We start from the raw sequence: 15,652 nt of genomic DNA, 5'->3' as shown, positions 1-15,652 counted from the left end.
AATGCGCCAACAAATGCCCAAAAAAACTGCGGACAGAAACCAAGTCTCAAGCCTCGAATGGTATATGATACACATAGATACAGATTCAATCTTCCCTATGCCAATCCGAACTATTTAAAAAATGTTGTGAGGTGCTGATTATGAGAACGGTCAAAGGTCAAGAGGCAATTGCAATCGCAGAGACCTGGGGCGTACCTCTCTACGACGCATTCTATCGTCATGAAGTCTCCGTGGCACAGGCGAAGCAGTTCATTGACAGCAGACGCGATCCCCAATCCTTTATCCTGGAAAACTGGCCCGATTCCGATGACGAAGCCGAACAGGTCTTGTTACATCGATTCCATACAGCACTTGCTAAGGGACATCTTCGAGAAGCCAGAATTATGGACGTCATCGCACACCCAAATGGCGGCGTGCGCATTCATCCGTTTGCTGCCAGATTGGCAGCGGATCGACTCGTTGATCAAGGCAGGATAGAAATTACAGGTGAACAGGACAGCGAGCCTTACTACCACATGGTGAAGAACGCTCACCTCTCGGATCACTTCTTTGATGGACTGGATTCTCTGGTCTGCGAAGACTGTGCAAAACTCGACTTTCGACGTCCCTTCCATCAGACTTGCCTAACACTCATCCTCGAACATATGCGGGAGAAAACAGGCAATCTCGATGGGATTATTGAGATCGAACAAGACGGCGAGGTGGACGGGGGCGGCTTGTCCAGGTTCATCCGTGTAAACAGTCAGTTGTTGTCTCGGGGTTTGGACGAAGCGCGATCGCGATTCCAATCGGTCGTTAAGGCAAGGCTGTCCCGCGATCAAAAAACGATGCCGGGACAAGTCGATTTGGACCCCACGTACACTGTAAAATCCACAAGGGATATGGACCGTGCAGAGGTCGCGAAAAACCAGGCAGAGCAGCCTGGTGTCAGCAACACGCATCAGGGTATGGGGCTTCGACAGAACTACGAGGATGGCGTCGGTGTGGCGTCAAGCTTGCAAGACCCGAGCGGATCAGGACTCAAAACGAAAATCAGTAAGCAGGATCTCATCAACTACTTACGAGATGTTGAGATTGTCGATGAAACCGGTGAAATACGAGAACTGCGGGACGACCACAAGCGTTTGACGGATGAGCTTGTACGCCGTGACGAAACGATTCATCAGTTGGAGAAGCAGCGAACGAATTACGAAAAACAATTCGATGAAATGAAGCGCGACATGGATACACTGCTGGCAGCCATGCAAATCGCCAAGAAACGGCGCCCCATGAGCGACAACATTATCGACGTCCCCATGGGTGAGTAGTCAAACGCAAATCCTCCACGAAACAGGGAACTCTATCCTCGATAAGGAATCGTTGGTGCGGTAACGTACGCCTTTGAGCTTGTGTCGGCGCACCAGGATTGTGGAGGATGCCCGTGTGGAATTTATGGAACCTGGCGAGGCTTGAGTGGACGATGCGCGTTGGCGAGCAGCGTTCGGATGTATCGGCGGTGGTCAAGCGACTCCGAGATGCGTTGCATGACGAACATCCCACCTTGCCTCAAGAGTCAGGAGATAGAGATGCTGTTCACGTCTTAATTGACACTATCAGCGACAAGACGGCGAAAGCGAACCGAAACAACATCACACGTACAGATGCCTACATTGAATTTTTTCAGCAGCATCCAGAGATCCACTGGGCTCTGCTCGCGCACTGTGTGTCCCGAAACGGCGGTTGGTCGATGACGGACATCAAGGGTGAATGGTGTATTCGACTCGACTTCGAGGCACAAAGCAGTCCCTTCTTTCACTTCCTCGAACGTGCCAATTGGCTCATTTTTCAGGACGCATACCCTCAGTTGCTGCTGTACCAAGAAGGTAAGCAACGCCATCAAAACCTGAGCCATCTGCTCCCGTATTTTCACGTTTCTTCGTTTATGAAGGCGATGTGGGATTTGTTTTGGGAACAAGGTGACAAGCAACTGCTCACACGAGCCCTGATTATCAACGAACAGAACCACATTGAATCGCGGGTTGTTCAAAAACCCGCGTACTTACATTCCGTCGAATCATCTATCCAATTTCGATTGGAATCCTTGCTGAACATGAACCAGGTGCTCATGCCGTATCGTCGCAATGGCAAGACCTTTCTCGCTGGAACCACAATGCGGCACTTCCAGTCGGTTGAAGACCGTATCGAGACGGGTTTACGACTTTATCAAATCCTCTACCAGGACGGCCAGGTTCACGATGCTGTGGTACGGTTTATGACCGAGGTTCCTCACAGCGGATCACGCGAGGACTACTGGCCGCATATCTTCACTTCGACGTTAGATGGGTCTGCCTTCAGCCAACCTTACGAACCGAGGTTTACGGCCGAAGACAGCACCCGGATTGCGAAGAGGATAAAAACGGGCCGCGCTCTTGCGAATGCATTGGCGGAAGCTAAAGCTTCGGGAACGGGTTCTACCACCACGACGTTTCGCGACGGTAAGCTGCGCAGGATCTACAGTCCTTCGCTTCACGACGTGTGGAGGGATGTACAGCACGCGGCGGCGGAATCTGGAGACTGGTTTACCGACTTACGACATGTTATCTACCTGTTTCTTCGGACCAAGAGGCAGCCGCTTGATATCACCCCCGGCTACGTCAACAGTATGCAAATCATTGAGCGCAGTCTTGCGCTGAAGAAACGGGCGGCTGCCTTACTCGGCATGCGGACTACACCTGAGCGCCAAAATTCGGTTTGCGTTTCGCGAAAAAGGCGCTGATGCCCTCCTTGGCTTCCCTGGAACTGAGAGCGGCCGCGAACGCATCGCTTTCCTGCTCGAGTCCGGCTTCCATCGAGCCAAACGCAGCCCGAATGCATCTCTTCGCCAAACCCATTGCGCCAACAGCGCCCTCGGACAGGGTGGTGGCGAAAGCCATCGCCTCGTCCATGAGGTGTTCCGGATGTACTACCTTGTGGACGAGACCCATACGCTGTGCTTCCTGTGGCCCGAGCCGCTTGGCAAGGAAAATCAGTTCCGTAGCTCTCGCAACTCCAAGCAATCGTGTCATCCTTTGTGTTCCGCCCGCACCAGGAATGAGCCCCAGTGAGACCTCCGTCAACCCGATGGTTCCGCCGGACATGATGCGAAAGTCGCATGCCATCGCGAACTCACACCCGCCGCCAAGCGCATGCCCGCTGATGGCGGCAATGGTAGGCTGCGGCAACGCTTCAATCTCATCGAGCACCCGTTGCAGTCTTTGGCTGCCTTCTTTTGGACTCGCCGTTTGACCCTGAGACATACCTTGCAGGTCTGCGCCAGCAAGGAATATCTTCGGGTGATCCGATTTGAAAACAACCACCCTCCTGCTCTTGTTCTGACGCGTTTCTTCTGTAAATTGGTGCAGGTCGTCTCGCAGGACCTCTCCCATGGCGTTCACAGGAGGATTTGATAGTGTGACGATGACAATCCCTTGTTCCCGTTCCTCAATCTGCAGTGTTCGATACTCCATGCGGCTCACTCCTTCGGATGCTGGCCTGTGTTTAAGCACTTGTACGCGTTTACCGCGGCGACATTCGAATCGCACCATCGAGACGAATCGTTTCTCCATTCAACATGGGGTTCAGAATGATCTGCTTCGCCAGTAACGCGTACTCGTCCGGCTTTCCGAGTCTTTGCGGGAACGGAACCTGCTGTCCAAGTGCGGTCCGCGCAGCATCCGGCAGTTTACCAAGCAACGGTGTATCAAAAATCCCCGGTGCAATCGTGCAGACGCGGATGCCGTAGGAAGCGAGATCGCGCGCAATGGGCAATGTCATCCCCACAATGCCGCCCTTCGAGGCGGAGTATGCCGCTTGGCCAATCTGACCTTCAAATGCCGCCACCGATGCGGTGTTCACGATGACACCCCGCTCACCGTCTTCATTTGGCTCCATCTCTGCGATGGCTGCAGCCCCGAGCCTGATGACGTTGAATGTCCCAATCAGGTTGACTTGGATGACGCGCTGAAACATCTCAAGCGGGAACGGGCCGTGTTTGCCAATCACCCTTGCGGCCGATCCGATACCCGCACAATTGACCACCCCATGGAGTCCGCCGAACCGCTCGACGGCAGTCTGAACAGCGGTCTGCACATCCGCTTCACTGCTCACATCTGCGCGGACGAAGACACCCGAGACCTCTTCTGCAACACTGCTGCCGGCCTCTTCGTTGACATCCACGACAACAATCTTTGCTCCGTTTTTCGCGAGCAGCCGGGCTGTTGCTGCACCAAGCCCGGAACCGCCGCCTGTAATCAGAAATACCTTGTCTGTGATCTGCATGTCGTCTCCATCCCTTCTTTGTCCAATTCTTCTTCGCTCACTGCGATGAACATAAACCCGGCCCCAGAGCACACTTCGACACCCCGGAGCACATTTAGACCCCGGGGACCGTTTCAGACTTACTCCGATAGCCGTTCGATAATTGTGGCGTTTGCAGTACCGCCGCCTTCGCAGATGGCGACCAACCCGTAGCGTCCCTGCCGGCGTTCCAGTTCCCCGAGAAGTGTGGACACAATCCGGGTACCGGTAGCCCCGAGCGGATGACCGAGCGCGATGGCTCCGCCGTTGACGTTGACCTTGTCCCACGGGGCGCCTATCTCGTGCTGCCAAGCGAGTACAACCGGAGCAAACGCTTCGTTGACTTCAAACAAATCGATATCATCGACCGTCAGCCCCGCACGGGCCAAGGCCTTCTTGGTCGCCGGAATCGGGCCCGTGAGCATCTTGACCGGATCGTCCCCCACAACGGAGAAGGAGACAAAACGCGCTCGCGGACGAAGTCCATACTTCTCGGCTGCTTCGCGGCTCATGACGAGCACAGCGCTGGCTCCGTCAGAGATCTGGCTCGAGTTGCCTGCCGTAATCAGATCCAGGCCTTCAAACGCAGGCTGCAGGGCAGACAACTTTTCCAACGACGTCGTTGGGCGGATCCCCTCGTCTGCCTTGAACACCTGTGGATTACCCTCAGTATCTGTGACGTTCACAGGGACAATCTGGCTTTCATAGGCACCCTCGAGTGAAGCCTGATAGGCCAATTGATGACTTCGAAGACTGAACGCATCGAGTTGCTCGCGGGAGAACCCCCACTGTTTGGCAATCATTTCAGCGCCGACGGCTTGGCTGAACCAACGTTCACCAAGGTTATACCGATCCCGCAGGGCTGCCGTGCTTGGCGATCCCAGCCCGCGCACGGTCGCGCCCATCGGCACCCTCGTCATCGACTCAACCCCAGCCGCAATCGCCACGTCGTAAGCGCCCGACATCACACCCTGGGCTGCGAAGTGCAGGGCTTGAAGGCTCGATCCGCATTGGCGATCAACCGTGGTTGCCGGCACTGACTCGGGCAACCCCGCGGACAACCAGGCATTCCTGCCAATGTTGAGCGCCTGTTCACCCGCTTGCATGACACAGCCGACGATGACATCGTCCACCACTTCCGGAGGGATCCCGTTCCTGGCTATCACTTTTTCCAAGAGACCTGCAAGCAAATCGACAGGGTGCGTACCAGCCAATGTCCCCTTGCGGCGGCCAATTGGGGTTCTTGCAACGTCTACAATCACGGCTTCATACATGTGTGTCTCCTCCTTATTTGGTGCTGCGTGTCTCCATTTTGAGTACTGTATGTCGCTTGAGTCCGCCCGAAATGACGGATACTCAAGACGGATGTATACATGTCGCCCCCTCGCCCTAGGGGCGAGAAGGTTCTGCACGGTTCGTCCGTTGCCAATCTCCAAGCTTCGGCGGCGGATTTTGGGGCGGTCCTTCACCGGCAAACCCTCCAGCGTGCGTATGCACTTGTACGAGCGGCCCCCAGTCAGCAGAGTCCAGCGTGAACACCGCCTTGTGGCGGTTCGCAAGGTCGCTGGACAAGGCTTCCGCAACGTGGAATACGGGGGCAATGCATCCATCGAGGGCATCACAGATGTCAACCCACTCCACAAATTCCCGGCTTGCAAACAGGGACTGCAGTTCCTCAAACACAGCATTCCCATCCTTTGCGGGTGACATCTGCAGCGGGATCCAGTCCTCGCGATGAAAGTAAGTGCAAAATGCTTTCCAGAACTTTGGCTCGAGTGCCGCGACACTGATGCTTCTGCCGTCTTTGGTGCGGTACAAGCGATAACAGACGACCTGACCAGTGAGGACACGAAGCCCATCTTCCTGCCCCTTGCCATGCAGCAGTGCATGATTGGTCAACAGCCCCATGAGGGCATGGGTCATCGAAATGTCTAGGTAAGCGCCGCGCCCAGTCCGGTCACGAGTGACCAAAGCAGCGAGGATGGCCTCCGAAGCTGCAATTCCGCCGATGAAATCAGCAAACTGCATTGACGGTATCACCGGTTGGCCCTCGCTGTCCGTCAGTTGGCTCAGGAGACCGCTGCGGGCCATATAATTCAGGTCATGACCGCCAAGTTGTGACAGCGGTCCCGACTGTCCGTAGCCCGTCAACGAGCAGTAAACGATGTCCGCTCTGACCTGTCGCAATGTTTCATATCCAATCCCAAGGCTGTCAGCCACTCCCGGTCGGAAGGATTCAATAACCACATCTGCCGTACTCGCGAGAGCTCGTGCCTTATCCCGTCCCTCTTGTGTCTTCAAGTCCAGTACAATGCTGCGCTTGTTGCGGTTATTCGCGAGAAAGACCGGGCCTGCGCTGGGCTGTGCCGTGTCGCTCCCGGCGTACCGGGCTGGGTCTCCACTTGGTTCCTCAATTTTCATCACCTTGGCACCGAGGTCCGCCAAGCGCAGCGTGGCGTAGGGCCCTGGCAATAAACGCGTAAAATCAATCACACGGATATGTGAGAGCACTCACCTTCCCCCTTTGATGTAAAATCTCTCACTGTCTGTTCCCTGCCGCGCAGGGCGCGTGCTCATTACAGTCAACCGTATCCATTCAATAACATGCCGAGTGGTGAGCTGTACTGCCTGCATTACCGGTCATTTTGCTGTCGCTCTCGAAGCACCCGTTTCAGAACCTTCCCTGCGGCGCTAACCGGGATTTCGTCGAGAAACTCGACCATGCGCACCTTCTTGTACGGCGCAACCTGTGTGTTCACAAAATCCATCAGTTCTTCCTCAGTCACTTCAGCGTCTGCTTTCTTCACGACAAAGGCTTTCGGGATCTCGCCCACTTCCAGCACGGGACGCCCAACGACTGCGACATTCGCCACGGCTGGGTGGCGAAAGAGAATCTCTTCAAGCTCCCTTGGATAGACGTTGTATCCTTTGTAAATGAGCAAGTCCTTCTTCCGATCCACGATGGAAAGGTATCCATCCTCATCAAGAACCCCGATATCCCCCGTGTAGAGCCATCCATCCCGCAGTACACTGTTCGTCACTTCCGGCTGGTTCAGGTAACCCATCATCACCTGCGGCCCGCGGATACAAACTTCGCCTTCCTCCCCTGACGGCAATGGCACATCTGAACTGCCGTCCGCTGCAACAATTTTGACCTCCGTATCAAAGACAGGGACTCCGACGGTGCCCGGTTTCCTCGTTCCGGATCGAAAGCCCGGATTGGACACTGCGCCCATCGTCACCTCAGTCAACCCGTACGCTTCCGTGATGATCGCGTTCGGAAACCGTGCCTCAAGTTGGCGTATCACCTCGACGGGGAGGGGAGCCGCGCCCGATCCGAGTCCGCGCACAGAATCCAGATTCCGACGATGGAAATCTGGGTGCCTCATGAGGGCCACAAACACCGGCGGTGCGCCGCCAATCGAGGTAACCCGGTAGTGTTCTGCGTCTTCGAGATAACGACCGGGATCGAAACGGACGTGCAGGATGCTCGTGGTCCCAGCCAGAACAGGATTGTTCAGGTAGCCGATGGTCCCCATCGCGTGAAACCAGGGTGTCAGGTTGATAGCAGCAGCCTCTCCAATTCCCACCGGATACTCACGCCGGCCACCCGTTTGAGATTCCGGCAACGGCTCAAGCTGCAGTCCACCGTTGACAACACGGGGCAGGCATCCTGTCTGCCAGCAAGCGAATTGCAATACATTTGAGATGACGTTTTGGTGCGTAATGATGACCCCTTTGGAACGGCCTGTGGTGCCGCCCGTGTAGGCAAGATGTGCCACGGTCCGCACCGGATCGAGTCTGGAAATATCACGGCGCTCCACAGGATGACCTGCGTCAATGAGACTCTTAAAACTGACCCAATCCGGGTGATAACCTTGTGCGTCAACAAGGTCTCCATCAGGCCGGCACTCCGACTCACTGGTCATCATGACCAGTTCCAATCGGGTCCTCGGCAACACCTCTTGAATGGACGCCGCAAACAAATCCTGCGTCAGGATTGCCTTAGCGCTGCTGTCGTTTAATTGATACTCCAAATCCTTTACGGGGATGAGCGGATTCACTGGGGTAAATGTGGCACCAGTCATAAGAATTCCGTAGTAGGCAATCACATATTGGGGACAGTTCAGCATATGAATCGCGACAACATCGCCAAACCCAATGCCGCGTGCAGACAAGGAATCTGCAAAGCGGAGCGCTGACTCGTAGATGTCTTGAAAAGAGTATTCGGCCTCATGGTAAATGTATGCCGTTTTTGTGCCGAACCGCTCTGCACTCCCTTTTAAAATGGCCTGTACGGGTACCCGTGGATAGTTCAGGTGCCGCGGCATCCCGTGTGGCCATGACATCGTTTTGATGGTGTCCGTCATTGTCTACCACCCCAGGGCAGAAGCTGTCTGTTCCTCGAAGTCTTGCACACTGCCAAGATAGTTTTCTAAAGCGCGTGCCCGTTTCAGGTACAAGTGACAATCCATCTCCCACGTGAATCCAATTCCGCCGTGCAACTGAATGTTGTCACTCGCGGCACGAATAAACGCTTCGGTCGCATATGAGCGAGCACTGTACACCGCTGCTGTTTTGTCTGAAGATCCGCTCGCCACAGCCCAGTTGGCGTAATAGACGAGCGACTTGGCGGTTTCAAGTTCCAGTCTGCGATCCACAATCCGATGCTTCACCGCCTGAAAGCGCCCGATTGGCTGACCGAACTGTACCCGCGTCTTCGCGTACTCTGTCACAGAATCAAGCACATGCTCCATGGCCCCAATCATCTCTGCAGACACCGCAGCGTGGAGATCCTGCACACAGTCCTCGCACATCTCCAGACCGTTTCCCCACTTACCAATGACATGCTGCTCGTCAAGCTGAACACTCGAAAACGTCACCTTCGCGAGGCCAAGAGTGGCGTCAAAACTTTGCAACGGCTCAACGGTCACACCATCGTGATCGCGCTCCACCCATAACCAGGTGATGCCCTCATGGTCGCCATTTGAACTACCGCCCTTTGAACTATCGTCATTTGAACTATCGCCATTTGAACTATCGCCATTTAAACTATCGCCATCTGAACTGGCGTCATCTGAGCGAACGGGTACGAGGAAGGCTGTCGCGTCCATACCACCGTGGACGACGGTTTTCACCGCATCAAGATGAATCACATCCCCCTGTCTCCTTGCTGTTCCCTCGATATCTCCAAGTTGATAACTGCCATTTGTCTCCACGACAGCGAGTGCAAACGTCATCTGACCGTTGGCGATGCCGGAGAGCAGTTCTTCCTTTTGCTCAGCGCTCCCGTAACGAGCAATCAGTGGCGTCGCAAACGCAACCGTCTCCCGAAGTGTTCCCGGCAGTAAAACGCGGCCTGTTTCCTCAAACACAGGAACCAAGTCAATATTCGACAGTCCGACTCCACCGTAAGCCTCCGGGATATTCACGCTCGTCACACCGAGCTGTACGAGCTCACCATACGTCTTTTTCAGGCGTTGCGGTTCGCCGTCCATATAACTCCGAGCGATCTCGATACCCCCTTGGTTCTGCAAGCACTTTTGCACAGATTGGCGAAGCATCTCCTGCTCTTTGCTGAGTGAGAAATCCATCTTCATCTTCCCTCCCCTCTAGTGTTTGATATCTTTCGGCAGCCCCAGTACCCGCTCGGCTACAACGTTCTTTTGTATCTCGGTGGTGCCGCCGGCAATAGTGAGTCCAAGCGACTCCAAGTAGCCATCTTGCCAACTTGAGTTCACGTATGCGTCTTCATGCCATAGTGGACTGTGTGCACCCTGGAGTGATACCGCATAACCAAGCATGTCTTTGCCAAGTTCACTGCAGAGGAGTTTATCCATAGAGCCTTCAACCCCGGGGTGACCGGTCTTCATTGTTTGCGTCAGGTGCCGGTAGTAAGTGAGCAAAGCGCCACGAGAACGCGCGTAATAGTCGACCAACCTCTTTTTGACCACAGGGTTCTCAACCAATCGGACGCCTTGACGTGTAAGCGTTTTCGAGAAGCCCACAAGATCGTTGAAGTCCCTCTGCAAGGAAAACACCTGTCTGGCAACACCAACACGCTCATGCATGAGGAGGGTCACGGCGACCTTCCACCCTTCACCGACCTCGCCAACTATGTCCTCCTCATACGCAACAGCGTCTGTAAAGAAAATTTCATTGAAGTCATAGTGATCGCTCATCTGATGGATAGGTCTTGTCTCTACACCAGGTTGATGCATGTCAATCAAAAAAGCAGTCATCCCATCATGTTTCGCACCTGAGCGGTCTGTCCTCGCTAGCAGGAAACACCTGTCCGCAATGTGTGCGTAACTGGTCCATACCTTCTGACCATTGATAATCCACTTGTCACCTTGTTTGACTGCATGTGTCTGAATGGCAGCCAAATCAGAGCCCGCCCCGGGTTCGGAGTATCCTTGACACCAGATTTCTTCGCCACTCAGGATCTTGTGGACGTACCGCCGTTTTTGCGCCTCCGTGCCAATCTGAATCAGGGTTGGACCGATCATTCCAATTCCAATGATATTGATCACCGGCGGCGCTTTTACTCGGACCATTTCTTCTTGGTAGATGACCTCTTCCAACAAGGTTGCTCCGCGTCCGCCGTACTCCTTTGGCCATGCAACACCAGCCCAACCGCCATCGTACAAACGACGCTGCCAATCGCGCAGGAACTGCGTTCGTTCCGGATCGGTCTTTGGCAGTGACCGACTTCCCTTCCAACCAGCCGGAAGGTTTTGCTCAAGCCAGTCCCGCAACGCATGCTGAAACTCTCTTTCAGCCGATGTAAGCGAAAAATCCATCTATACTCCTCCTTTCAGTCTAGGAGAGTCAATACAGAAGAATCGATACAGGACATCCAATACAGGAGATTCGATACGGTTGAGTCTCTACAGGAGAAGTCGACATGGTAGGATCGATACAGGTGAGTCTATCCAGGAGAGTCCCACATGGTAAAAATCGCTGCGGCTGAATCCACCCAGGAGAATCCGACATGGTAAGTCGCCTGCGGCTGAATTTACCAGGGGAATCCGACATGGTAAGTCGGTGCGGCTGAATTTACCAGGGGAATCCGACATGGTAAGTCGGTGCGGCTGAATTTACCAGGGGAATCCGACATGGTAGTCTCTGAAACCGCGAAATGACTCCCTTCGTTCGTTACCCTTATGATAACAATTCTGTTTAAATATTTGTATTATTTCGTCCGACAGTTATACAAAAAAGTTTTATATTTATCTTCTTACAAAATGGAAGTTAATTTCTTTGCGTTTGGACGCTATTTCGGATACACTCTTGAAGAGAGATAGTTCATTGCAAAATGGAACATTGGAACAGCAACAAAAGCATGGCAAACCATGGTACAGTTGTTGTAGTTACTTCAAAGCGGTTCCTCGCCGGGATCATGCGACACCTCAAAGACTGCGGTTTCTCGCGGTCACAGCAGAATCTTGCTCAGTCCTCGAAGTACATTTCTGAACGTCTCATGACACTAAACTCTCATCAAAGATGGATCGCCGAAGAGATTGATCACCGACGTAAATCATGCATGCACGTTGCTTCGCTGTGGCGTACGATGCATCCATTTGTGTTTGCTGTGGCGCTCATTGTGCTTGCTGTGGCGCTCAGTGTGTTTGCTGTGGGGCCGACACGTCCATCAGGATATGTCCGTCTTCCATAACGAACCAATTCAGACAGCGTAAAAATAAGAGGAGTGAAGAGAGAATTGAGCAGTCGATCAAATCATGCACCAGATGTGATATCGAATACGATATCCTTGGAGCCGAAACGAGAGATCAAAACGGGTCCCGTGTTCGGCGTCATGCTGGCAGGGGCACTTGTAGCATTTCTAAATCAAACGTTGATTAATGTGGCCTTGCCACAGATTATGGATAAATTGCACGTCTCCGCCACAACGGGAGACTGGCTGACCACAATTTTCATGCTCGTCAATGGAATTGTCATCCCCGTGACCGCCTTTCTTATGGACAGGTTCACAACGAGGCAACTCTACATCACATCGATGGGATTGTTCACGCTCGGCACACTGATTTGTGCGATTGCGCCAGGGTTCTCCGTTTTATTGGTCGGGCGCGTGGTTCAGGCGGCTGGTGCAGGTGTATTGTTCCCTGTTATTATGAACGTCATCTTCACACTGTTCCCAGCTGAACGCCGGGGGTTTGCAATGGGTATTTTGGGCGTTGCGATGAACTTTGCTCCCGCAGTCGGACCCACTCTGTCGGGGTGGATCGTGCAAAGCTACTCGTGGCGGGTGCTGTTCTTCATCATTTTACCCATCGCGTTGTTAGACGTTATTGTTGCAGTGTTTCTCGTGAAAAATGTGTCAGAGACCAGTCATCCCAAGTTGGATGTGCTCGGTGTCATTTTGTCAACGATTGGGTTTGGGGGCATCCTTTACGGCTTTTCCATGATCGGCATTGAAAGCTGGACGAGCCCTGATGTTCTCACTTTCTTTATCTTGGGCAGCTTGAGCCTCATCGGTTTTATCTGGCGACAGTTGATGGTTGGACACCCAATTTTAGAGTTTCGCATATTTCGGTATCCGATGTTTACCCTCACTACGGTTGTTAATGTGCTCGTGACCATGGCCATGTATTCCGGGATGATTCTCATGCCGCTGTACATGCAAAATGTGCGCAACTTTTCTCCCATCATGTCGGGTCTATTGCTGTTGCCAGGCGGAATTGTTATGGGGATCATGTCCCCCATTACAGGTCGCCTATTCGACCGGTTTGGAGCCCGCTGGTTGGCGGTAACGGGGCTCGCGATAACCATTGTGACCACGTACGCACTCGCACGGCTCCAATTGAATACCACTTTCTTATACATGATTGTCGTGTACACTTTGCGGATGTTCGGAATGTCGATTCTGATGATGCCTATCTTTACCGCAGGGTTGAATGAACTCGCCCTGTCACTCAACAAGTACGGCACAGCAATGGTGAATACACTGCGTATGGTCGCAGGCGCAGTGGGCATGGCCTTCTTCGTTTCCATCATGACGAACCGAGGTGCTTCACACGCCAAGGCGATTATGTTGCAGCAACACATCCTGCCGACAAACAAGGCAGCGGTCGCTCATGCTGTCAACCAGGGCGCTGTGATGGGCATCAATGACGCCTTCTGGCTTGCAACTGCGCTTACTGTGGTGGCGTTCCTCCTGTCCTTCTTCGTGCGAAAGACCACCCCGCAGGAAGATACCATTACAAATCGCAAACGTGACGCAGAGGAGACTGAATTTTTGCCTCTCGCTGTCGACGAGTAAGGAATCCTTCACACCTGCTTGGGTTGTCCTCAGTGGGCTTTGGCGAACCTCAGTCGGCTCGGGGTGATCTTAGCCGGGTTTAGTGAACTGCTGCCGGCTTAGGGTTGATCACGGTCCGGTTTGGCGAACCCCACTCGGCTTAGGTCCATCAGTCGGCAAGTGCCCCGCAGATATGCGGGGCTTTTTGTGTACTAAGGGCTCACATGCGCCGGATCGAAATACGCACACACCGAGTACAGTGATAGCGTGATCCTTCAGCCAGCTTGAACGCGTAACGAGGTGATGACATGCGGAGAACGCGACCCAAGCAGAGGAGCACATCCCAGGCTAAAGTTGCGCCGTCTGCAAGGGTAGATGAACAGTTGGTCGCTGTAAACGTAGTCGCCTTCCTCGCTATCTACGCCATGGTCCATTGGATTACCGATGACGATTTTAACAAGCGATACGAAATACTTGTCGTGGTCTTCGCGATCTTGCGTATCTTAGTCGGCTTTGAAATCATTATCCCTGATAAGGAACAAACACTGCGTTCAAGGATGCGGTCTCGCTAACATCGCACGCAGACTATAAGATGACGCTCAAATTTGTCGTTGCTCTCGGGCCAGCGCACAAAAGCGCTGCATCGCGCAGATGAGAACGAACGAATCTTCCTCTCTGGCTCCCTTTGCACATGGTGGCTGACATTTAGCGCACAGGACTTCCCTTATTGCCTCCGTTCGCCTACTTTTCAGGCCGGCGAACCCCAAAAGGGAATTTTTGTTCGTCTCTTCGTCCCGTTTCGCCGATAATCAGGCATCAACGAACATTCTTGCCCTTATCTCTCGCAGTCTAAGTAACCCCCTGCAATGCCAATTATCTTCCGGTTACAACGGGCAGGCTGCTGGCCTGCCTTCCACATCCTCTTTTCAAAGTATCGAACAAAAGAATAGAAGGTGCGCGCCTTCGCGCGCGAATCAGTCAGGACAGTGCGCACCGAGCGAGGTCGCCGGCCCGGCGCAGCCCGGCACGGCACGGCGGTACAAACGAATCTTCCTCTGTATGGTCCATAACGAACAAAAGTGCCGCATCGCCCACGCGGGAACGAACAAATCTTCCTCTCTGGCTCCCTTTGCACATGGTGGCTGACATTTAGCGTACAGGACTTCCCCTGTTGCCTCGGTTCACCTACTTTTGAGGGCTGCGACCCCCTACAAGGGAAGTTGTGTTCGTTGTTTCGTCCGTATCCCCCAGGAATCAGCCATCAACGAACATTCTTTCCCTTATCTGCCTAGCCTGGGGAACCCCTGCAACGCCAATTAGCTCATGCGTGCAGCGGGCAGGCCGCAGGGCTGCCTTCCACATCCTCTTTTCAAAGCATCGAACCAAAGAATAGAAGGTGCGCGCCTTCGCGCGCGAATCAGTCAGGACAGTGCGCACCGAGCGAGGTCGCCGGCCCGGCGCAGCCCGGCCCGTCGGTACAAACGAATCTTCCTCTGTATGGTCCATAACGAACAAAAGTGCCGCATCGCCCACGCGGGAACGAACAAATCTTCCTCTCTTGCCCCGTTGTTGCATGGTGGCTGACATTTTAGCGTACAGGACTTCCCCTGTTGCCTCGATTCACCTACTTTTGAGGCCGGCGAACCCCTACAAGGGAAGTTGTGTTCGTTGTTTCGTCCGTATCCCCCAGGAATCAGCCATCAACGAACATTCTTTCCCTTATCTGCCTAGCCTGGGGAACCCCTGCAACGTCACTTAATCCGTGAGTGCATTGGGCAGGCCGCTGGCCTGCCTTCCACATCCTCTTTTTGCTTTGCGTTACTTCCCTGCCTCTCATTCTCTGTTGTCCTTTGCCTCACATTTTCGATGACATCACAGCTTTCAAATCCAAAGTAAAATGCAAAAGACAGTGCGTAGAAGGTGCGCGCCTTCGCGCGCGAATCAATCAAGACACAACACAAAAAGAGCCCAGCATCTCTGCTGAGCCCTCTGTGTTACTCACTTGCCTGGCAACGTCCTACCTTCCCAGGAACTCGCGCTCCAAGTATTATCGGCGCTGGAGGTCTTAACGGTCGT

At 53.7% G+C, this 15,652-nt stretch carries 12 protein-coding genes; 5 read left to right on the top strand and 7 right to left on the bottom strand.

The annotated features are described in order from the left end of the window. Positions 1–140 precede the first annotated feature (140 nt). Both AN477_RS05435 and AN477_RS05430 read left to right on the top strand, forming a co-directional pair. Positions 141–1,307 (top strand): hypothetical protein, encoded by a 1,167-nt coding sequence (locus AN477_RS05435; protein ID WP_054968163.1) that lies wholly within the window; start codon positions 141–143, stop codon positions 1,305–1,307. A gap of 113 nt (positions 1,308–1,420) precedes the next feature. Continuing rightward, positions 1,421–2,755 carry a DUF2515 family protein gene (locus AN477_RS05430; RefSeq protein ID WP_054968162.1) on the top strand — a complete coding sequence of 445 codons (1,335 nt, stop codon included), beginning with the start codon at positions 1,421–1,423 and terminating at the stop codon, positions 2,753–2,755. Here AN477_RS05430 and AN477_RS05425 read toward each other — a convergent pair. From AN477_RS05425 to AN477_RS05395, 7 genes are all read right to left on the bottom strand, one after another. Further along, positions 2,706–3,485: an enoyl-CoA hydratase/isomerase family protein gene (locus AN477_RS05425; RefSeq protein ID WP_054968161.1), complete on the bottom strand. Its 780-nt coding sequence runs from the start codon at positions 3,483–3,485 to the stop codon at positions 2,706–2,708. The two genes, AN477_RS05430 and AN477_RS05425, sit on opposite strands and share 50 nt — an antisense overlap. A gap of 49 nt (positions 3,486–3,534) precedes the next feature. Next, positions 3,535–4,296, bottom strand: a complete 762-nt coding sequence (locus tag AN477_RS05420; RefSeq protein WP_054968160.1) for a 3-hydroxyacyl-CoA dehydrogenase — start codon at positions 4,294–4,296, stop codon at positions 3,535–3,537. A 119-nt stretch (positions 4,297–4,415) separates the two neighbouring features. After that, positions 4,416–5,588 (bottom strand): thiolase family protein, encoded by a 1,173-nt coding sequence (locus AN477_RS05415; RefSeq protein WP_054968159.1) that lies wholly within the window; start codon positions 5,586–5,588, stop codon positions 4,416–4,418. Between the two features lie 115 nt (positions 5,589–5,703). Further along, on the bottom strand, positions 5,704–6,825 hold the full coding sequence (locus AN477_RS05410) for a CaiB/BaiF CoA transferase family protein (protein ID WP_054968158.1): 1,122 nt from the start codon (positions 6,823–6,825) through the stop codon (positions 5,704–5,706). Positions 6,826–6,947: 122 nt separating this feature from the next. Next, positions 6,948–8,684 carry a class I adenylate-forming enzyme family protein gene (locus AN477_RS05405; RefSeq protein ID WP_211265960.1) on the bottom strand — a complete coding sequence of 579 codons (1,737 nt, stop codon included), beginning with the start codon at positions 8,682–8,684 and terminating at the stop codon, positions 6,948–6,950. A gap of 3 nt (positions 8,685–8,687) precedes the next feature. Next, positions 8,688–9,908 (bottom strand): acyl-CoA dehydrogenase family protein, encoded by a 1,221-nt coding sequence (locus AN477_RS05400; RefSeq protein WP_054968157.1) that lies wholly within the window; start codon positions 9,906–9,908, stop codon positions 8,688–8,690. An 18-nt stretch (positions 9,909–9,926) separates the two neighbouring features. Further along, positions 9,927–11,117: an acyl-CoA dehydrogenase family protein gene (locus AN477_RS05395; protein WP_054968156.1), complete on the bottom strand. Its 1,191-nt coding sequence runs from the start codon at positions 11,115–11,117 to the stop codon at positions 9,927–9,929. A gap of 542 nt (positions 11,118–11,659) precedes the next feature. On the opposite strand from AN477_RS05395, the gene AN477_RS05390 reads away from it, so the two are divergent. The 3 genes from AN477_RS05390 to AN477_RS05380 all read left to right on the top strand — a co-directional run bounded on the left by AN477_RS05390 (position 11,660) and on the right by AN477_RS05380 (position 14,148). Next, entirely contained in the window at positions 11,660–11,992 is a 333-nt protein-coding gene (locus AN477_RS05390; RefSeq protein WP_157061828.1) for a hypothetical protein, read from the top strand. A gap of 141 nt (positions 11,993–12,133) precedes the next feature. Beyond that, entirely contained in the window at positions 12,134–13,597 is a 1,464-nt protein-coding gene (locus AN477_RS05385; RefSeq protein ID WP_054968215.1) for a DHA2 family efflux MFS transporter permease subunit, read from the top strand. 287 nt (positions 13,598–13,884) lie between these two features. Continuing rightward, positions 13,885–14,148: a hypothetical protein gene (locus AN477_RS05380; RefSeq protein WP_054968154.1), complete on the top strand. Its 264-nt coding sequence runs from the start codon at positions 13,885–13,887 to the stop codon at positions 14,146–14,148. Positions 14,149–15,652 lie beyond the last annotated feature (1,504 nt).

The organism is Paenalicyclobacillus ferrooxydans (genome assembly GCF_001399675.1).
GTDB lineage: Bacteria > Bacillota > Bacilli > Alicyclobacillales > Alicyclobacillaceae > Alicyclobacillus_B > Alicyclobacillus_B ferrooxydans.
Note: the sequence above shows the minus strand (reverse complement) of the source record. Positions and strands in the feature narration are given on the sequence as shown.

Bases quoted from the DNA above. Each gene is read 5' to 3' on its own strand.
- AN477_RS05380 (WP_054968154.1), top strand. From the start codon at position 13,885: ATGCGGAGAACGCGACCCAAGCAGAGGAGCACATCCCAGGCTAAAGTT.
- AN477_RS05385 (WP_054968215.1), top strand. From the start codon at position 12,134: ATGCTGGCAGGGGCACTTGTAGCATTTCTAAATCAAACGTTGATTAAT.
- AN477_RS05400 (WP_054968157.1), bottom strand. From the start codon at position 9,908: ATGGATTTCTCACTCAGCAAAGAGCAGGAGATGCTTCGCCAATCTGTG.
- AN477_RS05395 (WP_054968156.1), bottom strand. From the start codon at position 11,117: ATGGATTTTTCGCTTACATCGGCTGAAAGAGAGTTTCAGCATGCGTTG.
- AN477_RS05415 (WP_054968159.1), bottom strand. From the start codon at position 5,588: ATGTATGAAGCCGTGATTGTAGACGTTGCAAGAACCCCAATTGGCCGC.
- AN477_RS05420 (WP_054968160.1), bottom strand. From the start codon at position 4,296: ATGCAGATCACAGACAAGGTATTTCTGATTACAGGCGGCGGTTCCGGG.
- AN477_RS05425 (WP_054968161.1), bottom strand. From the start codon at position 3,485: ATGGAGTATCGAACACTGCAGATTGAGGAACGGGAACAAGGGATTGTC.
- AN477_RS05405 (WP_211265960.1), bottom strand. From the start codon at position 8,684: ATGACGGACACCATCAAAACGATGTCATGGCCACACGGGATGCCGCGG.
- AN477_RS05435 (WP_054968163.1), top strand. From the start codon at position 141: ATGAGAACGGTCAAAGGTCAAGAGGCAATTGCAATCGCAGAGACCTGG.
- AN477_RS05390 (WP_157061828.1), top strand. From the start codon at position 11,660: ATGGCAAACCATGGTACAGTTGTTGTAGTTACTTCAAAGCGGTTCCTC.